At 48.1% G+C, this 17,970-nt stretch carries 14 protein-coding genes and 1 pseudogene; 7 read left to right on the top strand and 8 right to left on the bottom strand.

Going from position 1 to position 17,970, the window contains the following annotated elements:
* Window positions 1-483: 483 nt before the first annotated feature.
* Together CUS_RS19205 and CUS_RS10060 are read left to right on the top strand one after the other, a co-directional pair.
* On the top strand, window positions 484-1,467 hold the full coding sequence (locus CUS_RS19205; protein ID WP_002850227.1) for a helix-turn-helix transcriptional regulator: 984 nt from the start codon (window positions 484-486) through the stop codon (window positions 1,465-1,467).
* A 132-nt stretch (window positions 1,468-1,599) separates the two neighbouring features.
* Complete coding sequence (locus tag CUS_RS10060) at window positions 1,600-1,794, top strand: hypothetical protein (RefSeq protein WP_002850180.1); 195 nt, start codon at window positions 1,600-1,602, stop codon at window positions 1,792-1,794.
* Window positions 1,795-1,833: 39 nt separating this feature from the next.
* On the opposite strand, the gene CUS_RS10055 is transcribed toward CUS_RS10060, so the two are convergent.
* Window positions 1,834-2,478 carry a Crp/Fnr family transcriptional regulator gene (locus CUS_RS10055; protein WP_002850172.1) on the bottom strand — a complete coding sequence of 215 codons (645 nt, stop codon included), beginning with the start codon at window positions 2,476-2,478 and terminating at the stop codon, window positions 1,834-1,836.
* A gap of 86 nt (window positions 2,479-2,564) precedes the next feature.
* On the opposite strand from CUS_RS10055, the pseudogene CUS_RS19200 reads away from it, so the two are divergent.
* Together CUS_RS19200 and CUS_RS10050 are read left to right on the top strand one after the other, a co-directional pair.
* Window positions 2,565-2,672: pseudogene (locus CUS_RS19200) on the top strand (ATP-binding protein); the annotation flags it as partial.
* A gap of 405 nt (window positions 2,673-3,077) precedes the next feature.
* Complete coding sequence (locus CUS_RS10050; protein WP_002850092.1) at window positions 3,078-5,225, top strand: substrate-binding domain-containing protein; 2,148 nt, start codon at window positions 3,078-3,080, stop codon at window positions 5,223-5,225.
* Between the two features lie 122 nt (window positions 5,226-5,347).
* Here the strand turns inward: CUS_RS10050 and CUS_RS10045 are convergent, their stop codons facing one another.
* The 6 genes from CUS_RS10045 to CUS_RS10020 all read right to left on the bottom strand — a co-directional run bounded on the left by CUS_RS10045 (window position 5,348) and on the right by CUS_RS10020 (window position 12,109).
* Entirely contained in the window at window positions 5,348-5,794 is a 447-nt protein-coding gene (locus CUS_RS10045; protein ID WP_002850184.1) for a cysteine hydrolase family protein, read from the bottom strand.
* Between the two features lie 12 nt (window positions 5,795-5,806).
* Window positions 5,807-8,158 carry an ABC transporter permease gene (locus tag CUS_RS10040; RefSeq protein WP_172634525.1) on the bottom strand — a complete coding sequence of 784 codons (2,352 nt, stop codon included), beginning with the start codon at window positions 8,156-8,158 and terminating at the stop codon, window positions 5,807-5,809.
* 8 nt (window positions 8,159-8,166) lie between these two features.
* Window positions 8,167-8,928 carry an ABC transporter ATP-binding protein gene (locus CUS_RS10035; RefSeq protein WP_002850192.1) on the bottom strand — a complete coding sequence of 254 codons (762 nt, stop codon included), beginning with the start codon at window positions 8,926-8,928 and terminating at the stop codon, window positions 8,167-8,169.
* A 58-nt stretch (window positions 8,929-8,986) separates the two neighbouring features.
* The gene (locus tag CUS_RS10030; protein ID WP_002850164.1) at window positions 8,987-10,126 is read right to left on the bottom strand and encodes a HAMP domain-containing sensor histidine kinase; all 1,140 of its coding nucleotides are present in this window, start codon (window positions 10,124-10,126) and stop codon (window positions 8,987-8,989) included.
* Window positions 10,123-10,815 (bottom strand): response regulator transcription factor, encoded by a 693-nt coding sequence (locus CUS_RS10025; RefSeq protein WP_037277011.1) that lies wholly within the window; start codon window positions 10,813-10,815, stop codon window positions 10,123-10,125. Before CUS_RS10025 ends, CUS_RS10030 begins: the two co-directional genes overlap by 4 nt.
* Before the next feature lie 178 nt (window positions 10,816-10,993).
* Entirely contained in the window at window positions 10,994-12,109 is a 1,116-nt protein-coding gene (locus CUS_RS10020; protein ID WP_002850225.1) for a DUF3810 family protein, read from the bottom strand.
* Window positions 12,110-12,552: 443 nt separating this feature from the next.
* Between CUS_RS10020 and CUS_RS10015 the strand changes: the two genes are divergently transcribed.
* From CUS_RS10015 to CUS_RS10005, 3 genes are all read left to right on the top strand, one after another.
* A complete protein-coding gene (locus CUS_RS10015; RefSeq protein ID WP_002850186.1) occupies window positions 12,553-13,170 on the top strand; it encodes a TetR family transcriptional regulator in 618 nt (205 codons plus the stop codon).
* Window positions 13,170-14,207, top strand: a complete 1,038-nt coding sequence (locus CUS_RS10010; RefSeq protein WP_002850134.1) for an aldo/keto reductase — start codon at window positions 13,170-13,172, stop codon at window positions 14,205-14,207. Before CUS_RS10015 ends, CUS_RS10010 begins: the two co-directional genes overlap by 1 nt.
* A 414-nt stretch (window positions 14,208-14,621) precedes the next feature.
* Window positions 14,622-16,670, top strand: coding sequence for a cellulase family glycosylhydrolase (locus CUS_RS10005; RefSeq protein WP_002850130.1), 2,049 nt, complete (start codon window positions 14,622-14,624; stop codon window positions 16,668-16,670).
* Between the two features lie 122 nt (window positions 16,671-16,792).
* Here CUS_RS10005 and CUS_RS10000 read toward each other — a convergent pair whose 3' ends face one another.
* Window positions 16,793-17,884: a M15 family metallopeptidase gene (locus CUS_RS10000; protein WP_002850223.1), complete on the bottom strand. Its 1,092-nt coding sequence runs from the start codon at window positions 17,882-17,884 to the stop codon at window positions 16,793-16,795.
* Window positions 17,885-17,970: the final 86 nt, after the last annotated feature.

The following is a 17,970-nucleotide window of genomic DNA, read 5'->3' as shown; positions in this document are numbered from 1 at the left end:
GACAAGCTGTGTATCGGAGCATTCAATTTTGGAAAATTGTAATGCGGAGATACCGTGCTTGCTGGGTTTGAGTCACGCCCTCTGTGCGTGACTTCAATTTGAGCCTGCGGCTCTCGGAAGTTTCCTCTCTCCGTTAGAGGAATTGGAGCGTAAGCGACTGCGGCTGCATACCCCTTCACTTATCTACCGACAATTTTGGATTTTTGGGGTAGATAAGGCGAAATGTTCACAAAATATTTACATTTAGAATTGATAGTAGATAAACATTCCGAACTATATGCGCCTTTATTCCGAACCCGATTGAATAGCAGGTCATTCTATGATAAAATAATAGTATCACAGGGTGGCGTTCCTGAGCTGTCTTCAACTGAATATCTGACACCACTCTGAACAGGCAGAGTGACAGTAACTTTAGTAAACAAAAATCCCTGTTCCGTCAATGCACAGAACAGGGATATTTCAATACTATCGGAGGGAAATGGAATGGAACACGAACGTATCATTTGCGTACTGGAATACCTATCAAGATATTCTGATGAAAACCACTATGTATCAATCAAGGATATTCAAGATTATGTAGCCAACACAGGGACGCTGTCTTATCCTGCCGAAGTCACGATAAGGCGAGACATCGACAGGCTCACCAGTATGGGAAATAATATTGTAAAAAAGAGCCGTGACCATAACAAGGCTTACTATGCTCTGATCGACAAAGGCTTCTCGTTCAATGAAATACGCTTCATTGTGGATTCTATCTCCATAAATAAGTTCCTGACTTCAAAGCAAAAGCGGCTGCTTATCAAGAAGTTTGAGGGTATGTGTTCCGATGCGGAGATCAGACAGCTTATAAGCCGAATCGTTCTGAACGAACAATGCCCCTCGACACTTGACCTTTTGGAAAACTTGGATAAGATACACCGCCTGATCGGTGAACGGCGGAAAATCAATTTTGAGTATGGCAAGTATGATGAGAGTGAAAAGCAGATCAAATACTATCTGAAGGACAGAGATATGCTCCCCGTGAGCGTGATCTATTTCCACGAACGGTTTTACCTCAAATGCTTCAACTTGACCGACAGCAAGTGGAGGATATACAGAGTTGACAGAATGAAGAATATCGTCGGCGGTAACACGACACAGCTCCGTCTGCCGCCGGACGAAAAATATGAGGGCTTCGTGACGGATATGTTCGCTCCCGAATACTTCACCTCGGTCACGCTCCGAGTGAGGAAGTATCTGCTTGATGAGATGCGTGAGAACTTCGGATACTTCGCTTCGATCATGTCTGATGAGGATAGCGACTTCGTGCGTTTCCATGTTCGTGTAGGCATCAATCAGAAATTTTACCTGTGGCTGATGCAGTTCGGCAGCGGAGTGGAGCTTGCTGCTCCTGCCAAAGAGCGAGCTGAGTATTTGGACGAAGTGCGAAAAATGCTCGGTGCATATCCTGAGATCGTTGTGCAATAGTGTTTTTTACAGCTTTTCTTGCAGCTCATGTGCAACTGCCGTGCAATCCCATAATAATCAATCTGTCCCTTGACACCGAATCCCCATTGTAGTATAATAGAGCAAGTGTGTGAATTTCAGGAGGTTATAACTATGATGGACTCTATCACAGTCGGTGCTAAGATCAAAATGACCGAGACAGTCACCAACGACTATCCTATCGGCTCAACGGCAACGATACTTTATATAGACGAAATGGACAATGTTTTCATAGAATGGTCGGACGGCAAGCTGTCCTCGTTCTCGGATAAACAGGTATTGAAGGGCTTTGAGAAAACAGAAACATAAAAAAGCGCAGATGGCTAAAATTGGTCATCTGCGCTTCTGTTATATGATCTCAAAATGGTTCTTCCTGCATCGTATCAGTCCGTCTCTCTGCATTTTACTAAGTTCATTGGAAAGCACAGACCGTTCCACATTGAGGTAGTCTGCAAGCTGCTGACGGTCAAAGGGTATATCAAACTCACGGGAATGCTTTTGAACCGATATGGTGTTCAGGTACGCCATAATACGTCCACGCACCTGTCTCGGAGCAGTATGAAAGCTCCGGCTCGACAGGTGCAGATTTTTTCTTGTGGTGATAGTCAGAAGATTTGCAAGCAGTCTCGCCCTTATCGTATCGTTGAGGTCAGCGAGCGACTTCATGCTCAGAAAAACAACAGTGCAATCCTCAGCGGCGCAGACATCGACCAGCATAGGCACATCAGGCAGGAGTGCATAGCTTTCTGCAAAGAACTGTCCCTTACCTACAAGGTTGAGTATCGTGCGGTTTCCCCACATATCATTGCTCTCCACGGTAACGCTGCCTGCGGTCACAAAGCATAGTTTATCGGTGATCTCTCCCGATGAAAATATCATCGCACCTTTATTGTATTTCTTTTCGGCTGCATTAAGGGCTTTCATAAGCTCCGATATTTCGGTATCATCAAAGCCCTTGAACAGTATCGAATTATGCAAAACTGAAATATCCATATTTTTCTCCTGAAATGTTGTAATTACAACATACTTTCTCCTTTGATTATACTATAATGGATACAGAAAGTCAAGGAGGTATGGCTATGATACGGAAAATAATTGAGATAGACGAAGAAAAATGCAACGGCTGCGGTCTGTGTGCGAAGGCTTGCCATGAGGGTGCGATCGCTATCGTAAACGGCAAGGCTAGAAGAAAACCAGATTTCGATAATATATCTTTCTACCACAGTCGATGATAAAGCCCTTAAATACGGCGTTTGAGCGAATATATAACGGATTTGTTCATATAATGTCGTTGACTTAATCAGGACTATGTGGTATAATCAAAGCAGGATATATAAAAAGAAAACACTGAACGCTGTGGTCTGTTTTATGATGCGTTCAGTTAAAGCGGAATTATCTGCATGAAGGATATATAAAGAGGAAAAAGCGTTTATATTTCAGCCTTGTCACATCACTGCCGATACCATTCGGTGCAGAAGATGAGCAGGGGAGCATACCCTGCGGTCTGATATGTGGCATTATCTTACTTTATTCGCTTAGGTGTTCTATGCCCTGCCGTTATCGGCAGGTATATCGAAGCAGGAGGGAGCCGCTTGAAAAGGAGAAAGGTATTCGGGGTTGTTGCTGCTACTGTCGCTAATATCGAACAGCGTGAGATACTCAGCGGCATTTACGCGCAGGCGCGGGCGATGGATATCGACATAGTCATAATGTCAAATATATACAATCCCGCCGAAACAGCCGATGTTCTGAAAACAGAGAACATAATCTACGAACTGATAGGTTCTGATGAACTTGACGGCATCATACTCATTTCGGAAGCTGTCATAAACGCCGATGTGCAGAGGGTCATAACCGAACAGCTTGAACGCAAGGATGTGCCGATACTGACGCTGGGTGTCGAGATGGAGGGCTTCACAAAGCCGTCATATCACTATGTCAACACCTGTGATGAAAATGACCTCGAAGATGTGTGTGACCATCTTATAGATGTACACGGATATACAGATATCCATATACTGTCAGGCAATTACAATGAGGAGGTTTCTCACAGGCGTGTTGAGGGCTACAGGCGCTCGCTGGAAAAACACGGCATCGCTTTTGACGAAAGCAAGGTGTTCTTTGGTGATTTCTGGCTGACTTCGGGGCGTGCCCATGCGGTGAAGTATATCGAGGGCGAACTTCCTTACCCGCAGGCGCTCATATGCTGTAATGACTACATGGCGTATGGTCTGCTGGACGAGTATATGGAAAGAAATATCGATATCACCGAGAAAATGTCGGTGATAAGCTATGAATATATCCGTGAACGCGGTAGCCATCTGCCGCTGCTGACCACCTACCGCCGCAACAGAAGTGCGCTGGGCGTGCAGGCTGTTGAGATGCTGGCGCATAAGATAGACTGCGGCGAATACCTTGACCCACCCCCGCCGCGCGGACAACTTATATGCGGTGATACCTGTCCATGCGGTTCAAAGATAGCCGATATCAAGGCTGATATACAGGCGGCACGCTTCCGTGACACCTATCAGGATCTTCACACGCTGATACAGTTTGAACACCGCCTGATGGAGTGCAGGAGCATCACTGAATTTATTGAGCAGTGCCGTGACCCGCAGTTCCTTATAATGTATGCCGATAAGGTCAACTTGTGCCTTTATGAGAACTGGTATGACGACTCTGAAAATTCCGACAAGATGGTCAGCTATGACCTGCTGTCTGACAGCGAACCGTTCGTTTTCCACAAGTACGATATCTCAACATTTTTCAGAGATGAAGCCGCGCACTATTATTTCTGCCCGCTGTTCTTCTCAGACAGAGAACTGGGCTATGTGGTGATGGGCTTTAAAGGTGAGGACACATTCAATCAGCTTCTTCGCAGCTGGCTCAAGACCATCTCAAACGGTCTTGAATACCTGCGCATGAAAAATGATATCAGCTTCTACCTGCAATGTCAGGATATATCAGAAAAGCGTGACCCGCTGACAGGCATGCTAAACGAGAACGGGCTGAGGCGCAAATACCGTAATGTCGAAAAGAGCGGGCTGTACTTCGTGGCACTTAAGATAGGCATGTCAGGCGGCTTGTACCGGAACAGCACCGACAACAACGAACATATCTACGCTGTGCAGGATGCGGCGGACGCTGTCAGACAGTTCTGCGGCGACAGGCTGTGCGGCAAGATAAGCGATGATACTTTTGTCTGCCTGATAAGGGATATCCCCGATACCGATGTGCTTTCAAAGCAGCTGGCGGCACTGCTCCTGCACCACAGCATCTATATGAAAAAGTACGGGCTGGACTCTTTTGTGTGCGCCGCTGTACCATGCGGCGACATGGAATATTTCAATATTAAAGAGAACTGCTTTGCAAAGATAGCCGAGTTGAGCGAGAGGTATTCGCAAAGACGCGCTCAGCCCCACTACAAAAAGCTGAACGAGCTGAGAGCGATGCTGTACAAAGAACCGCAGATGACTTTCAACTCGCAGGATGTTTACTCGCGCTTTTACGGCAGTGACGGCTATCTGCGGGCGATATTCCGCAAATGCTACGGCTTCACCCTGCATGATGACTGCATCAATGCAAGGATAGCCGCCGCACGCTATCAGATAACCATGACTCAGCTTTCAAATGCCGAGATAGCCGAAAGATGCGGCTATAAAGACCTGAAATACTTCATGCGGCAGTTCCAGCAGGTAAGTGGCTACACAGTCATGCAGTACCGCAAAATGTGGTCGTAGAAATATCAAAGCTCACACAAGCCGTTATTCACGGCGGGTGTGAGCTTTTTTTGTCTGCCAAACTGAATTTTTTTCAACAAAAAGCCGATGCTTTTGGTGCATCGGCTTTATTGTCTGCATTATTACTGAACTGTGATAGTTACAGCGTGCTTGATCGCGTTTTTCACAGCACCCCTTGCCGTTGCCCCGACACAGCCGCACTCGTCAAGTCCGCACAGCAGAACTTCCGTGTAATTTTTCTCTTCCATGTGTCGGCGGAATGCTTTGGCGGTGTAGCTGTCAGGCAGATTTTTCTCGAAATACAGACCGCTCACTATGTCCAGCTTACCAAAAAGTTCAGCACCCTCAGTGCCCTTGATGGAAAAACCGATGAACCACCTGTTGGTGATGATATCAGGAAACATCTGTGCGATGTAAATGACATCTCCGCCTTTTTCGCTGACTGTGTGTACCGCCCTGTTCACCGAACTTATTAGTCTTTCGGTATCGTAGCCGAACATCTTTTTACGCTTGTCCCAAAGATAGTCGTTTTGCAGGTCGATTACAATAAGTGCTGTTTTTGAGTCCATATTATCCCCCTGTTATTCTGATATCAGTTCGCTTACCTCAACTGTCTTCACCTTTCGCGAGGATATGTAAGCTGCCGCAAAAAAGCACGCGCTTATGGCTATAGCAGGCAGTATAAAGGTTAGCGGGCGGTTGGCTGAGGTGAAATCCGTCAGCCCGACTACATGCAGTATGTAGGTTATCATCTTTCGTGAGAAGAACACGCTGATGATACAGCCCAGCGCCGCACCGATAACCGCTATTATCGTAAAGCGCACCGCGAATTGTGTGCGAAGTGCCCCCGCCGTGAAACCCATAGCTTTGTATATACCGATGTCTGTGCGTTCGCGTATGAATGCCCTTTTGCACACCATGTTTACGATTACCACCGCAAATATCAGCAGTACAGAATACATTGCGGCTGTCAGCGAGTGCATCAGTGTATTTACTATCTTCGAGTAGGCTTCGGCGTATGCGCTGTTCTCAAAAGCAGATGCTTCAAGTCTGCCCTTGTATTTTTCATTCAGCATATCTGTGACCTCTTCCCGCTTTGACGGGTCGCCCAGCCTTATGTATGCTTCGTATATCTCGTCCAGTCCCGAACGCTTTATGCCGTCTGTTGTCATCACGGAGAGATATCCGAAATCCCAGACGGTCTGGAAATAGCCTGTTATTATAAGATCCGTTTCGCTGTCTTTATATTTTACGGTGATGGTGTCGCCTATTTTTTTGCCAAGCTGTTCGCTGACATTTCTTGTTATCATTATCTCATTGTCATACTTTGGCGCACGACCCTCTTCGGGCTTGAACACCTCCTGCGCCGCGCGGTAAGCGTGTACCATCACAGACTCTCCGTCAAGCAGCATATTGTGTCGGCAGGAGTATTCGATGAAAGCATTTTTGTCTGTTTTTTGTATCTCTGCTTCGATACCATCTGTTTCCGACATATTCAGCCCGCCCATATCGGTGAGTTCTATCTCGCCGCCTATTGTGTAGAACAGGTTGTCTGTATCAAGTCCGCCTGCCAGTATCATTATGCTGACCACAAAATACACCAGCATAGTTACTATCAGCACTGTGCCGATATAGCTCTTTTTGCGTGACCCAAGCTGTCTTAGTGCCAGAAAAAAGCTGAGCGGTCTTGCGTGTATCGGCAGGTCGAGCCTGCTGTCAAAATGTGCATCGCTGATATTTCCCGATATGGCACGCACAGGCGATATCCTGCTTATCTTCGAGGTCGCGATAAGTATGAACACTGTGCTGACTGCCGTCATAGCCGCGCACAGTCCTCCGCATTTGAGGTAAGAAACGCCGGTATCTGTCATTATGCCCGTGATATTCTTCCATGCCCCTATAAGATAGCGGCAGGCAGGCACCGACACAAGTATCCCCGCGATGCCACCCAGCGTCAGCGCTGTGACATACTGTAAAATGTACACCAGACTTATCTGTCCTGCGGTAAAACCCTCAGCTTTGAGAATGCCCAGTTCAGTCCTGTCAAGGTCGATGCTTGCCGCAAGGCTGTTGTACATGGTTATCAGCATGACTATCGTCAGCAGCATCACGAATATCCCAACCGAACGTGTGCCCACGCGGGAATACATCTCTATGCTGTCTGTGAAATAATCCCGTGTCATGGCGTTGTTTGCAGAACTGATAAGGTCGGTATCGCGGCTAAGCTGTTTTCTAAGTTCGGTACAGCTTATGCCGTCTTTTGCGTTGATGTGAAGCCAGTCTACCTTAAGCACGCATACGCTCTCTCCGCCGAGTTTGTCTGCCTTTTCAGACTTTATCCTGTCAAAGTCGTGCGGTGTTATCACGCAGTAGTTCCAGCCCATCGTGGTCGCACCTGTCAGGATATCTTCGTAGTAGCCCTTTATGATGAACTTCTCGTCATATCCGCTGTGTGTGCGCAGTGAAAGTTCATTCCCCACTTCAAAACCTTCTGCCAGCCGCAGCTTGTACGGCAGATATATCTCGCCGTCCGAAAGGCTTGCATCTTCACGGAAACTGTTCCCGTCTTCGGTGAAAACGTTGGTGTCACCATCATCAGCCCTTAACGAGAACCACATGTTGTTGTCCTCACCGTTTATCTGTACTGCGGTGGAGAAGAACAATGCTTCATTCACCGTCACCGAACTGACAGCAGGGTGTTCTGTGGCAGAACTAAGCATCTCATCGGTCAGTATATCGTCGTAGATGTTCACCATAAGGTCTGATACACCCGCATCAGCGAACTTTTGCTCGCGTGCTTCTCTCAGACGGTCGTTGTTGCTGACAGTCCCCGAAAAGGAGAATGTCATAAGCATCATAAGTATTATTATCCCCTTGAAACTGCCTTTCCCCCGTCGGATATTTGCCCACATAAGTTTAAGTATGCTACGCATGCCGCACCTCACCATTCCATCGAAGCGAGCCATGCGTTTATCTGCTGTTCGCGGCTGTGCTCTTCCTGCTTTTCATAAGGTGTAAGTTCAAGGTCACCGATGACCCTGCCGTCTTCGATGTACAGCAGCCTTGATGCTCTGCATGCTGCGCGGGCATCATGGGTCACCATAAGTATGCTCTGACCCGCTCGGTTGAGGTCGGTCAGCAGGTCAAGTACCTCAGTGGTATTTTTCTTGTTCAGCGCACCTGTAGGCTCATCAGCGAAGAGCAGTACAGGTTCGTGTATGACCGCCCGCGCGATCGCACAGCGCTGCTGTTCACCGCCCGAACACTGCGATGGCAGATGCGTCTTAAGATGGCTTATGCCCATTTTATCCATAAGTTCAAGGGCGCGTTTGTCGATCTCTGCGGCAGAACGGGTCTTGCTGAGGTAACCGGGTACCGTTATGTTCTCGAACATCGTCAGATTGCTGACAAGGTGCATTTGCTGAAAGATAAATCCGAAATCGCTGTGCCTGAGCGCACAGAGTTTTTTCTCGCTCATCCTCACTATGTCCTCGCCGCCGTATATCACCTGTCCGCCCGTAGCCCTGTCCATGCCGCTGAGTGCGTAAAGCGTGGTCGATTTTCCCGACCCCGAAGCTCCCATTATCACCGTGAAGTCCTTTTCGTAAATGTCCACATCCATGCCTGTGAGAATATGTATCTGTCCGCCGTTGTGGGCAAAACTCCTGCAAAGCCCTTTTGCGGAAAGAATAGCCTTTTTCATTCAGTGTCCTCCTTTTGCTTTATGTACATATTCTAGCACAGGCAGTATTAAGAAATCCTTAAGACATATCCCCGCCGTCCTGTGCTGTCGGCAGACTTACAGTGACTTCCGCGCCGCCGCAGTTTCTCAGCTTTACCTCGCCGCCCGACTGTTCAGCGATATATTTGACTATGAACAGCCCCAGACCCGCGCCGCGTTCGTCTGCCGTGTTGCTTCCCCGATAGAATTTCCCGAAGATGAAAGGCATGTCCTTGTCGGGAATGCCGCCGCCATAGTCGCGGAATTTTATGTGTGCCATGTGTTCATCGCGTGTGACGCTTATGCTGATATCTGTCTTTGCGTATTTGCGGGCGTTGTTTATAAGATTTTCTGCTATCTGAGCAGTCCTGCCCTTGTCTGCGAAGACTTCTATGGAATATGCGGGCTTCTCAAATCTCACATCATCTCTGCCCGCTGAGATATCTTCAAGTATCTCGTACAGGAAACCGTTAAGTTCAAATCTTTCGGGATTCATTTTCAGCTTGTCGAGGTCTGAAAGTGAGTGCGTCAGCAGGTCGTCCGTCAGCTTTGATACTTCATCGCACTTGCGCATTATCACCGAGATGTACCTGCCGCGCTTTTCGGGGTCGCCGTCCATTCCGAGTTCCAGTGCTTCGGCATATGCGCGTATCGATGATACGGGTGTCTTGATATCGTGTGACAGCGAAGCTATGACCGTCTTGTTGTTTTCGACAGCTTCTTTTTCGCAGGCGCGGGCACGCTGTATCTCGCGCCGCATGCTGTCGAACGCCCAAGTGAATTTCCCGAACCAGTTGGTGCGCTGATATTCCAGCGGCGTGTCAAGGTCGCCCAGCGCCACCCGTTCGGCAAAGTCCGAAAGTTTGTGGAAAGGTCTTATCATGACCACCCAGCAGTAGCATGAAACTCCTCCCAGAAACAGCAGGCATATCCCGCACATTACAGGCAAAGTATGGTCCGGGACAGCAGTTTCGGCGCGGCGCATCTCCTGCCTGAGTTCGCGGGCGCATGCCGAAGCCTTTTCTGTGTCGCCCTGTTCTATCAGATTTTCTATCTCGTTGAGTTCAACAGCCCAGCCGCCTGTAGGGTCGCTCTTTTCTTTGCCGCGTATTACAGCGGCGGCAGTTATGCCTATCATCACGAGCGCAAAAGCTATTGCGGCAGTCAGAAGTCTGTTCATTTTCCGTCCTCCAGCATGTAGCCCAGCCGCCAGACAGTCTTTATGTAGACAGGTGCGGCAGGGTCATCTTCAAGTTTTTCGCGAAGCCAGCGAATGTGTACGGTCAGCGTAGATGGCTCGACCTCCGAAAACGCGCCCCAAACTTCGGATATCAGCTTGTCTTTCGGCACAGCAGTGTTCTTGTTCCTGCACAGACAGCATAGCAGGTCGAATTCGCGCTGTGCCAGTGCTACATTTCTACCACCTTTAATGACAGTGCGGCTGGCGGTGTTTATCTTCACATCGCCAAATCCAAGACTGCCATCGACTTCTCCGCCGTATGCGCGGCGCATCAGCGCATTCACACGCGAGAGCAGTTCTTTCATCGAATATGGCTTTTGCAGGTAGTCATCACCGCCTATATCGAAGCTGTTTATGCGGTCGTCCTCAGCAGTGCGTGCGCTTGCGAATATCACAGGCACATGTGAAGCCTCTCTCAGCTGTCGGCATATCTCAAATCCTGTGCCGTCAGGCAGATTTATATCAAGAAGTATCAGATGATAGTTCTTCTGCCCCAGCAGACTGTAAGCGTGTTCGGAATCGGCGGCAGTGTCGGTATCGTATCCACAGCCTGCCAGCATCTCAGCGATTATCCCCGAAAGTTCCTGTTCGTCATCAACTATCAGAATGCGTTTTTTTTCCACAGTCATTCCTCTTTTCAACTTTTTCTATTATGATACCACAGCTTGCCGAAAATTGCAATACAGGTTGTTTGCCATAAGAAAAGCAAGGGACGCTGTCGGCTTTTCCCTTGCTTAAGACACGTATTATTTGTGGCAAAATGTACTCACTGATGTATCCGTCAGCCCGTCCGTGAGGTCTGATATATCAGTATAATTTACCGTAGTAGTACTCCAACAACAGCTTTACACAACCGCTGTATGTGTTTTCTTTGAGCACTTCGCTCTGTATATCCCAGCCCTCGTCGGAAACATCACTGATGAACTGCTGTACTTCCTGAGGTGAATCATCAACAGCGTTAGGCTCACTCTTGTACTTTTGATTGAGTATGTAAGTTGAGGCATCGATTATCTGTTCGGTGCGCTCACTGATATACGGTTCATCTGACGGGTCATCGGGGAAGTTATATTCATCGATAAGATACCAGTACATCTGATAAAAACCCGACAGCCTCAGAAATGGGTCATCGCTCTCCGAAAGAGCCACCATGCTCAGGAAATTCGCTTCGTTCTCCTTGTAATATCCTTTGTGGTGTGCCAGTTCATGGGCTTCTATAAAAGGCAGGTAGAGGGGGTCGTAGTACTTGTTTATGGTGGGTTCCATCGTGAAAGGGTAGTTGTAGCCGCCTATCCCCATGTGATCAAGTATGCCCGAACACATCGCACGCTTGACGGGCGGATAGTAGCCCGCAAGTCTTGAGTACTCGTCTTTCAGCGATTTCATGGCTTCAACGGTTTTTCTGTGAAGTTCTTCATCATCGGGGAAGACCACAGTGCCGTCCTCTTTTATCTCTATCTCCTCAGCTGCAGAGTTTGCACCCTCGATAGAATACCTCAGCAGTGTGCCGACTTGGTCGTTGTCGAAATTATCACGCCTTGCAACGGTACCTTCGCCCAGTAAAGTCCCGCTGAAAGGTATATACCATGTGGGCATGTATATCAGCACCACACACAGCAGTGTCATCAGAACAGTTTTGTGGAAACCTGCACAGAATTTGCGGTATTTAGCCTTTTTGTGCAGAAATATCAGCAGTATCAGGAATATTGGGCAAAGTACCACCGCCAACGCACCGACAAACATCAGCACCTCGCCAAGTGCAAAAGGTATCCTGCCTGTCAGTTTGCTTACACCGTCACAGATGCGGCTGTAGAATTTGTCAGTGTACTTGTCACAGTATTTCGGAAAAAACTTCGCACAAAGCATCAGCACCGACAGCGACAGTATCAGCAGAGCGGTTTTCCAGTATGCAGTCAGTTCTTTCAAGATATCACTCCATTTACAAATTATTTTACAATTTAATATATTATAGCATATTTTGACGGTCAAGTCAATCACCAAAAACTGTAATTAAAAATATGGTTATCCCGCTGACACACCACAAAAAAACAGCGATCTAGCAGAACTTAAAGTGGTTGGCGGATATCTTTCCCCCGCCGCAGGCGGGGGAAAGATATCCTGCGATCAATTATCCTTTTGTTTGCCGCATTTTCAGCCGGTGTGCTAAAGGGATAGTCATAATTAAAAAAGCATAAATTTGTTTAAATACAATTTTATGTGGGCAGAATGTTTTGTTCGAGGCAGGTAAGTTAGTGCATTGTGCTGAAAATGGGAAAAGATGTTGACATTGTGTCAGAATACTGTTATAATGTTGATAGTGACATGGTGTCAGAAAAGTTCTGCACTGCTATTTTAAGGAGGTATTACCGATGCCGAAAGGTTCGCCCGAACTGACAGCTTCGCGCAGGGAAGAGATAATCAGCGCATGTGAAAAGCTGTACAAGACAATGAGTTTCAAAGAAATAACGCTGAAAGAGATAAGCGTTGAAACCAGCTTTTCAAGACCGTCTATCTACAACTATTTCCGCACAAAGGAGGAGATATTCCTTGCACTGATGCAGCGTGAATACGATAACTGGGCGGCTGAACTGAATGAACTTGCTGACGGGCATGACAGCATGTCGGCTGAGGAACTTGCGGCAGCGCTGGGGCATTCGCTGGAAAAGCATGAACAACTCTTAAAACTGCTTGCGATGAACCACTATGATATGGAAGAAAATTCCCGTCCCGAACGGCTGACAGAGTTCAAGGCGGCATACGGCGCTTCACTGGACGCTGTGCGGGCGTGTGTCACAAAGTTCTTCCCGCAGAGCGACAGCGAGAGTTTTATTTTCGTGTTTTTCCCGTTTCTTTTCGGGGTATACCCTTACGCGGTGGCAACTGAAAAACAGCTTTGCGCCATGCGTGAGGCTGAGATGGATTTCAAGATGCACAGCATTTACGAACTGGTTTATTCCTGTGTTATGCGGCTGATAGGAGGAAAATGATGAAGTACACAAAACTCGGAAATTCAGAACTGAACGTTTCACGTATATGTATGGGCTGCATGGGCTTTGGCGATGCACAGAACGGTCAGCATTCATGGACGATAGATGAAGAACATTCCCGCGAGATAATAAGGCGCGGTCTTGAACTGGGCGTGAATTTCTTCGATACTGCAATAGCCTACCAGTCGGGCACAAGCGAACAGTATGTGGGCAGGGCACTGAGGGACTTTGCCAAACGCGATGATGTAGTGGTGGCTACAAAATTCCTGCCGAGAACGCCTGCCGATATCGAAGCAGGCATTACAGGTCAGAAGCATATCGAGCGCATGATAAACAAAAGCCTTGAAAATCTCGGCATGGACTGCGTTGACCTGTACATCTATCACATGTGGGATCACAACACCCCGATATATGATATCATGGAGGGGCTCAACAGGGTAGTAAAGGCGGGTAAAGCGCGGTATATAGGAATTTCAAACTGCTTTGCGTGGCAGCTTGCAAAAGCGAACGCTTTGGCAGAAAGGGAAGGCTTTGCGAAGTTCGTCAGCATTCAGGGGCATTATAACCTTATCTTCCGTGAGGAAGAACGCGAGATGGCAGGTCTGTGCGCTGAGGACAATATCGCCATGACCCCCTACAGTGCCCTCGCCAGCGGCAGACTTGCACGCCTGCCTGAGGAGAGTTCAAAGCGTGCAGAAGAAGACAGCTATGCTAAATTCAAGTACGATGCTACCAAAACGCAGGACGAGGTCATAATAAGAAGAGTGGCTGAACTTGCTGAAAAGCGCGGCGTCAGCATGACTGAGATAAGCCTTGCGTGGCTGCTGACAAAAGTGACGGCTCCTGTGGTTGGCGCTACAAAGCTGCACCATATCGAGGGTGCGGCAAAAGCAGTGGATATAGAACTTTCAGCCGAAGAGATAAGCTATCTTGAAGAGCCGTATATCCCTCACCGGCTGGCAGGTGTTATGGCTCAGAATAAGCCTGCCAATAAAAATGAAAAGCATGTCTGGTCAACAGGCAGTCAGAAGATATGATGTAAAACACTCAGCCGTACAGGTCGCATTAACAGCGTATCTGCGCGGCTTTCTGTATTTTGCGGCAGACTTGTGTGTGAAAAAGTTCAAAAAGTATTTTCATAAATGATAAAATAGTTGTACGCATTTTGTCGTAAATCAGAATAATATATTAAAACTATCAAAGTCAATCCGCCTTTCTGTTGAATGTTTACAATATGTTGCTTGACAATTTATTGGTTTGATGTTAAAATAAAATCATGAGAGAACCGAATTTGTATCGGCTATGACCTGCATGTATCGTGTGGATCCGCTGTCATGGGCGTTTTGCCAAATTAAAGTCGGGTGTTGACAGGGCATCATGCGCTGCTGCAGGGGTATCGTCATACACTGATTTGAAAACGTTTTCGGTTATTTACAGGAGGGGTATAAGTTATGAACAAAGTATTCAAAAGAATGACCGCTGCTGCTTCGGTGGCTGCACTGACATTGTCTTTCGCTGCTGCAAGCATGCCCGCAGTTGTCACTGCAAGTGCTGCAACATCAGCAGTGAATGACACCAATGATGACTGGCTCCACGCAAAAGGCAGCCGTCTGTATGACAAGAACGGCAATGAAGTCTGGCTGACAGGCGCAAACTGGTTCGGCTTCAACTGCACCGAATGCGCACCTCACTATCTGTGGAGCGGTGATATCGATGACATGGTGAAGGATATAGCAGATCATGGCGTAAATGTGCTCAGACTGCCCGTTTCCACCGAACTGCTCTACAACTGGATGATAGGCGACCCCGACCCGATCTCCAGCGTAAATCCTAATGATGATCCTAACTATCCAATCAACGTTGACCTTATCATCAACGGCGAGGTAGCAAACAGCCAGCAGACTTTTGAAGTACTGCTCGCAAAGTGCAAGAAGTACGGTGTTAAGTGCTTCATCGATATCCATAGCCCTGAGTCCAACAACTCAGGTCACAACTATGGTCTGTGGTACGGCAAGAGTTTCAAGGGACGTGACGGCAAGAATGTCACAGTTACGACCGATCTGTGGATAGAAACTCTGGCATGGGCTGCCGATCATTACAAGAACGATGATACACTGATAGGCTTCGACCTTAAGAACGAGCCTCACAGCACCTACGGCGGCGCACCTGTTGACGCTATCTGGGACAATTCAAACGCACCCAACAACTGGAAAAAAGCTGCTGAGGACTGTGCTAACGCTATACTCGCAAAGAACCCTGATGCACTTATCCTGATCGAAGGCGTTGAAGGCTTCGAGGGTCACGGCGCTTGGTGGGGCGGCAACCTGCGCGGTGTTGCAAAGTATCCTATACTGCCTGAGTCGGGCACCAGCCAGATAGTTTATTCTCCTCACGACTACGGTCCTGTAGTAAGTGACCAGCCCTGGTTCCACAAGGACTTCACTGAGCAAACTCTGCTTGACGATTACTGGTATGACACTTGGGCATATCTGGTAGAAAAGGATATGTACCCTCTGCTGATAGGCGAATGGGGCGGCAGACTTGACGGCGGCGACAATGAAAAGTGGCTGGGTCTTCTGCGTGACTATATGATAAAGCACCACGTAAACCACACCTTCTGGTGCCTGAACGATGACTCCGGTGACACAGGCGGACTGTGGAAGGATATCCAGTTCGGCGTTGTACGCGATGGTGCCGGCAACATCAAGGGCAAGACTACCATCAACTGGGATACCGAGAAGTATGATACCTACTACTATCCCGCTATCTGGAAGACTCAGACGACCAAAAAGCCTATCGGACTTGACCATCAGGTGGCACTGGGTAAGGACGGTATCTCGCTGAACGATTTCTATGCTAACTACGCTTCGACTGAGGGCAGTAACCTCGACGGCGGTACGAAGGTACAGCATTCCGATCCGATAATCATTGATCCCGAAACACCTGCTGTTGTAAAGAACCTGACATACACTGCCGCTGAGAACAGCGCTAAACTCAGCTGGTCGGCAGCAAGCGGTGCTGAGGGCTATGCAGTTTACCAGAAGAACGGTTCAAGCTGGAAGAAGCTGGCTGAAACTTCTGCCACTTCCTACACTGTAACAGGTCTGACATCGGGTGTAGTTTATCAGATCGCTGTTGTGGCAAAGTCTAACGGCACTTGGGGTACTGATTATTCCAACGCTATAAATGTTATGGCGAAAGATGTTGCGGGTACTGTTACTTACCCGACAAACGTTCAGGTGGCATACAGCGAACAGTACCATCAGGTAAGATTTACATGGGACAAGGTAAACAATGCCCAGAATTACGGCATAGCAGTTTATCTGGCAGGCAAGTGGAGGATCCAGACACAGTCTATCTCCGCATCGACCCTGTCATACACAACACCCAAGAACCTCACAGCAGGCAAGAGTTACAAGGTAGCTATCGCCGCTAAGGTAAACGGTACATGGGATGTTGCAAACGCTATCAAGAACGCTGTGACTATCACTGTAAAGTAAAACAGATCATTGATAAAAAAGACCGACAGTTTTTCCGTGTACTGTCGGTCTTTTGCCTTATTCATAACTGTCAGAAATTCAAAAAGACCACCGCACAGCTTGTACGGTGGTCTTATGTTTAATCATTCGCCGCTGTAAACAGAGTCGATACCGAAGTATTCTTCAAGGGTAAGTCCCTGATCGGTCAGCGTTCTTGCAAGTTCATTGCCCACATATCGGATATGCCAGGGTTCATACATAAAGCCTGTTATATCCTCCTTGCCATCGGGGTAGCGGAGTATGAATCCGTAATCAGCACAGTGCTGTTCTATCCAGTAGGCTTCGGGAGTACCTGCAAAACTGCGGCTGGCATTGTTCAGATCCATCGCAAGACCAGTCTGGTGTTCAGAGTAGCCCGCCCTTGCAGAGAACCTGTCCACCTCTTCCTGACTGCCGCGTGCCGCCACATAGCCCCAGTAAAGCTGATCCTGATACCAGTAGCTTCTGTAGCCTGAAACTATCGAGAGCCATATCCCGTCATTGGCGGCGGCAGACTGCATCTGATAAAATGCACTGAGCGCATCTTCGTTCAGACCGTTGCCGTAGTTCTCAGGCAGTTTGTAGCTTTTGTTCGCAATGATGACACCGCCCACGTAGGTAACGCCGTCCTTGACTTCGACCTTGTATCCCTTTGATGTGTAGCCTCCGTCCTGCGTCTGCTGAGTTTCCTGCGGGGCAGGCTGTTCGGTGACAGGCGGCTGAGTCTGCTGGGGCTGGGTGTCGGTGGTGTAGTAGTCAACACTCTGCGGAAGCACCTCGTTGCCCATCGGCTGGTCGTGATGATAACCGCCGTCATCGGTGCGGGTGGTGGTAGTTGAGGCTTCAAGTGTTATTGTGCCGCCGTTCGCCTGCTGTGCATTGCGGCTGGTGGACTTGCTGTCAGTATCACCGCCCAGCGCTATGGTAGACGGTTTGTCCACCACATTCTCGGTGGTAGTGGTGACGCTTGGCTTTGTCTGTGCCTCAGTAACGGCAGAAGAATCTGTCGCTTCCGTCAAAGCAATGGTGTTATCATTCACAGCTTCCGACTGTACCGCCGTTGTAACCACAGGGGCGGCAGTGTTCTCAGTGACCCTTACCTCATCCGTATTAACAGTGTTGCTCTCGATACTGCCACAGCCTGAACATATCAGCGCTGTGATACAGGCGAGTGCGAACGTATTTTTCTTTTTCATTCTATTCCTTCTTTAGTCCATGTTTTGCGGGAATATCCCGCGCATATATCATATAGCAATCCGCCTTAAAATTCAGACAAAATCCA

It is taken from the genome of Hominimerdicola alba 8, assembly GCF_000178155.2.
Classification (GTDB): domain Bacteria; phylum Bacillota; class Clostridia; order Oscillospirales; family Ruminococcaceae; genus Hominimerdicola; species Hominimerdicola alba_C.
Note: the sequence above shows the minus strand (reverse complement) of the source record. Positions and strands in the feature narration are given on the sequence as shown.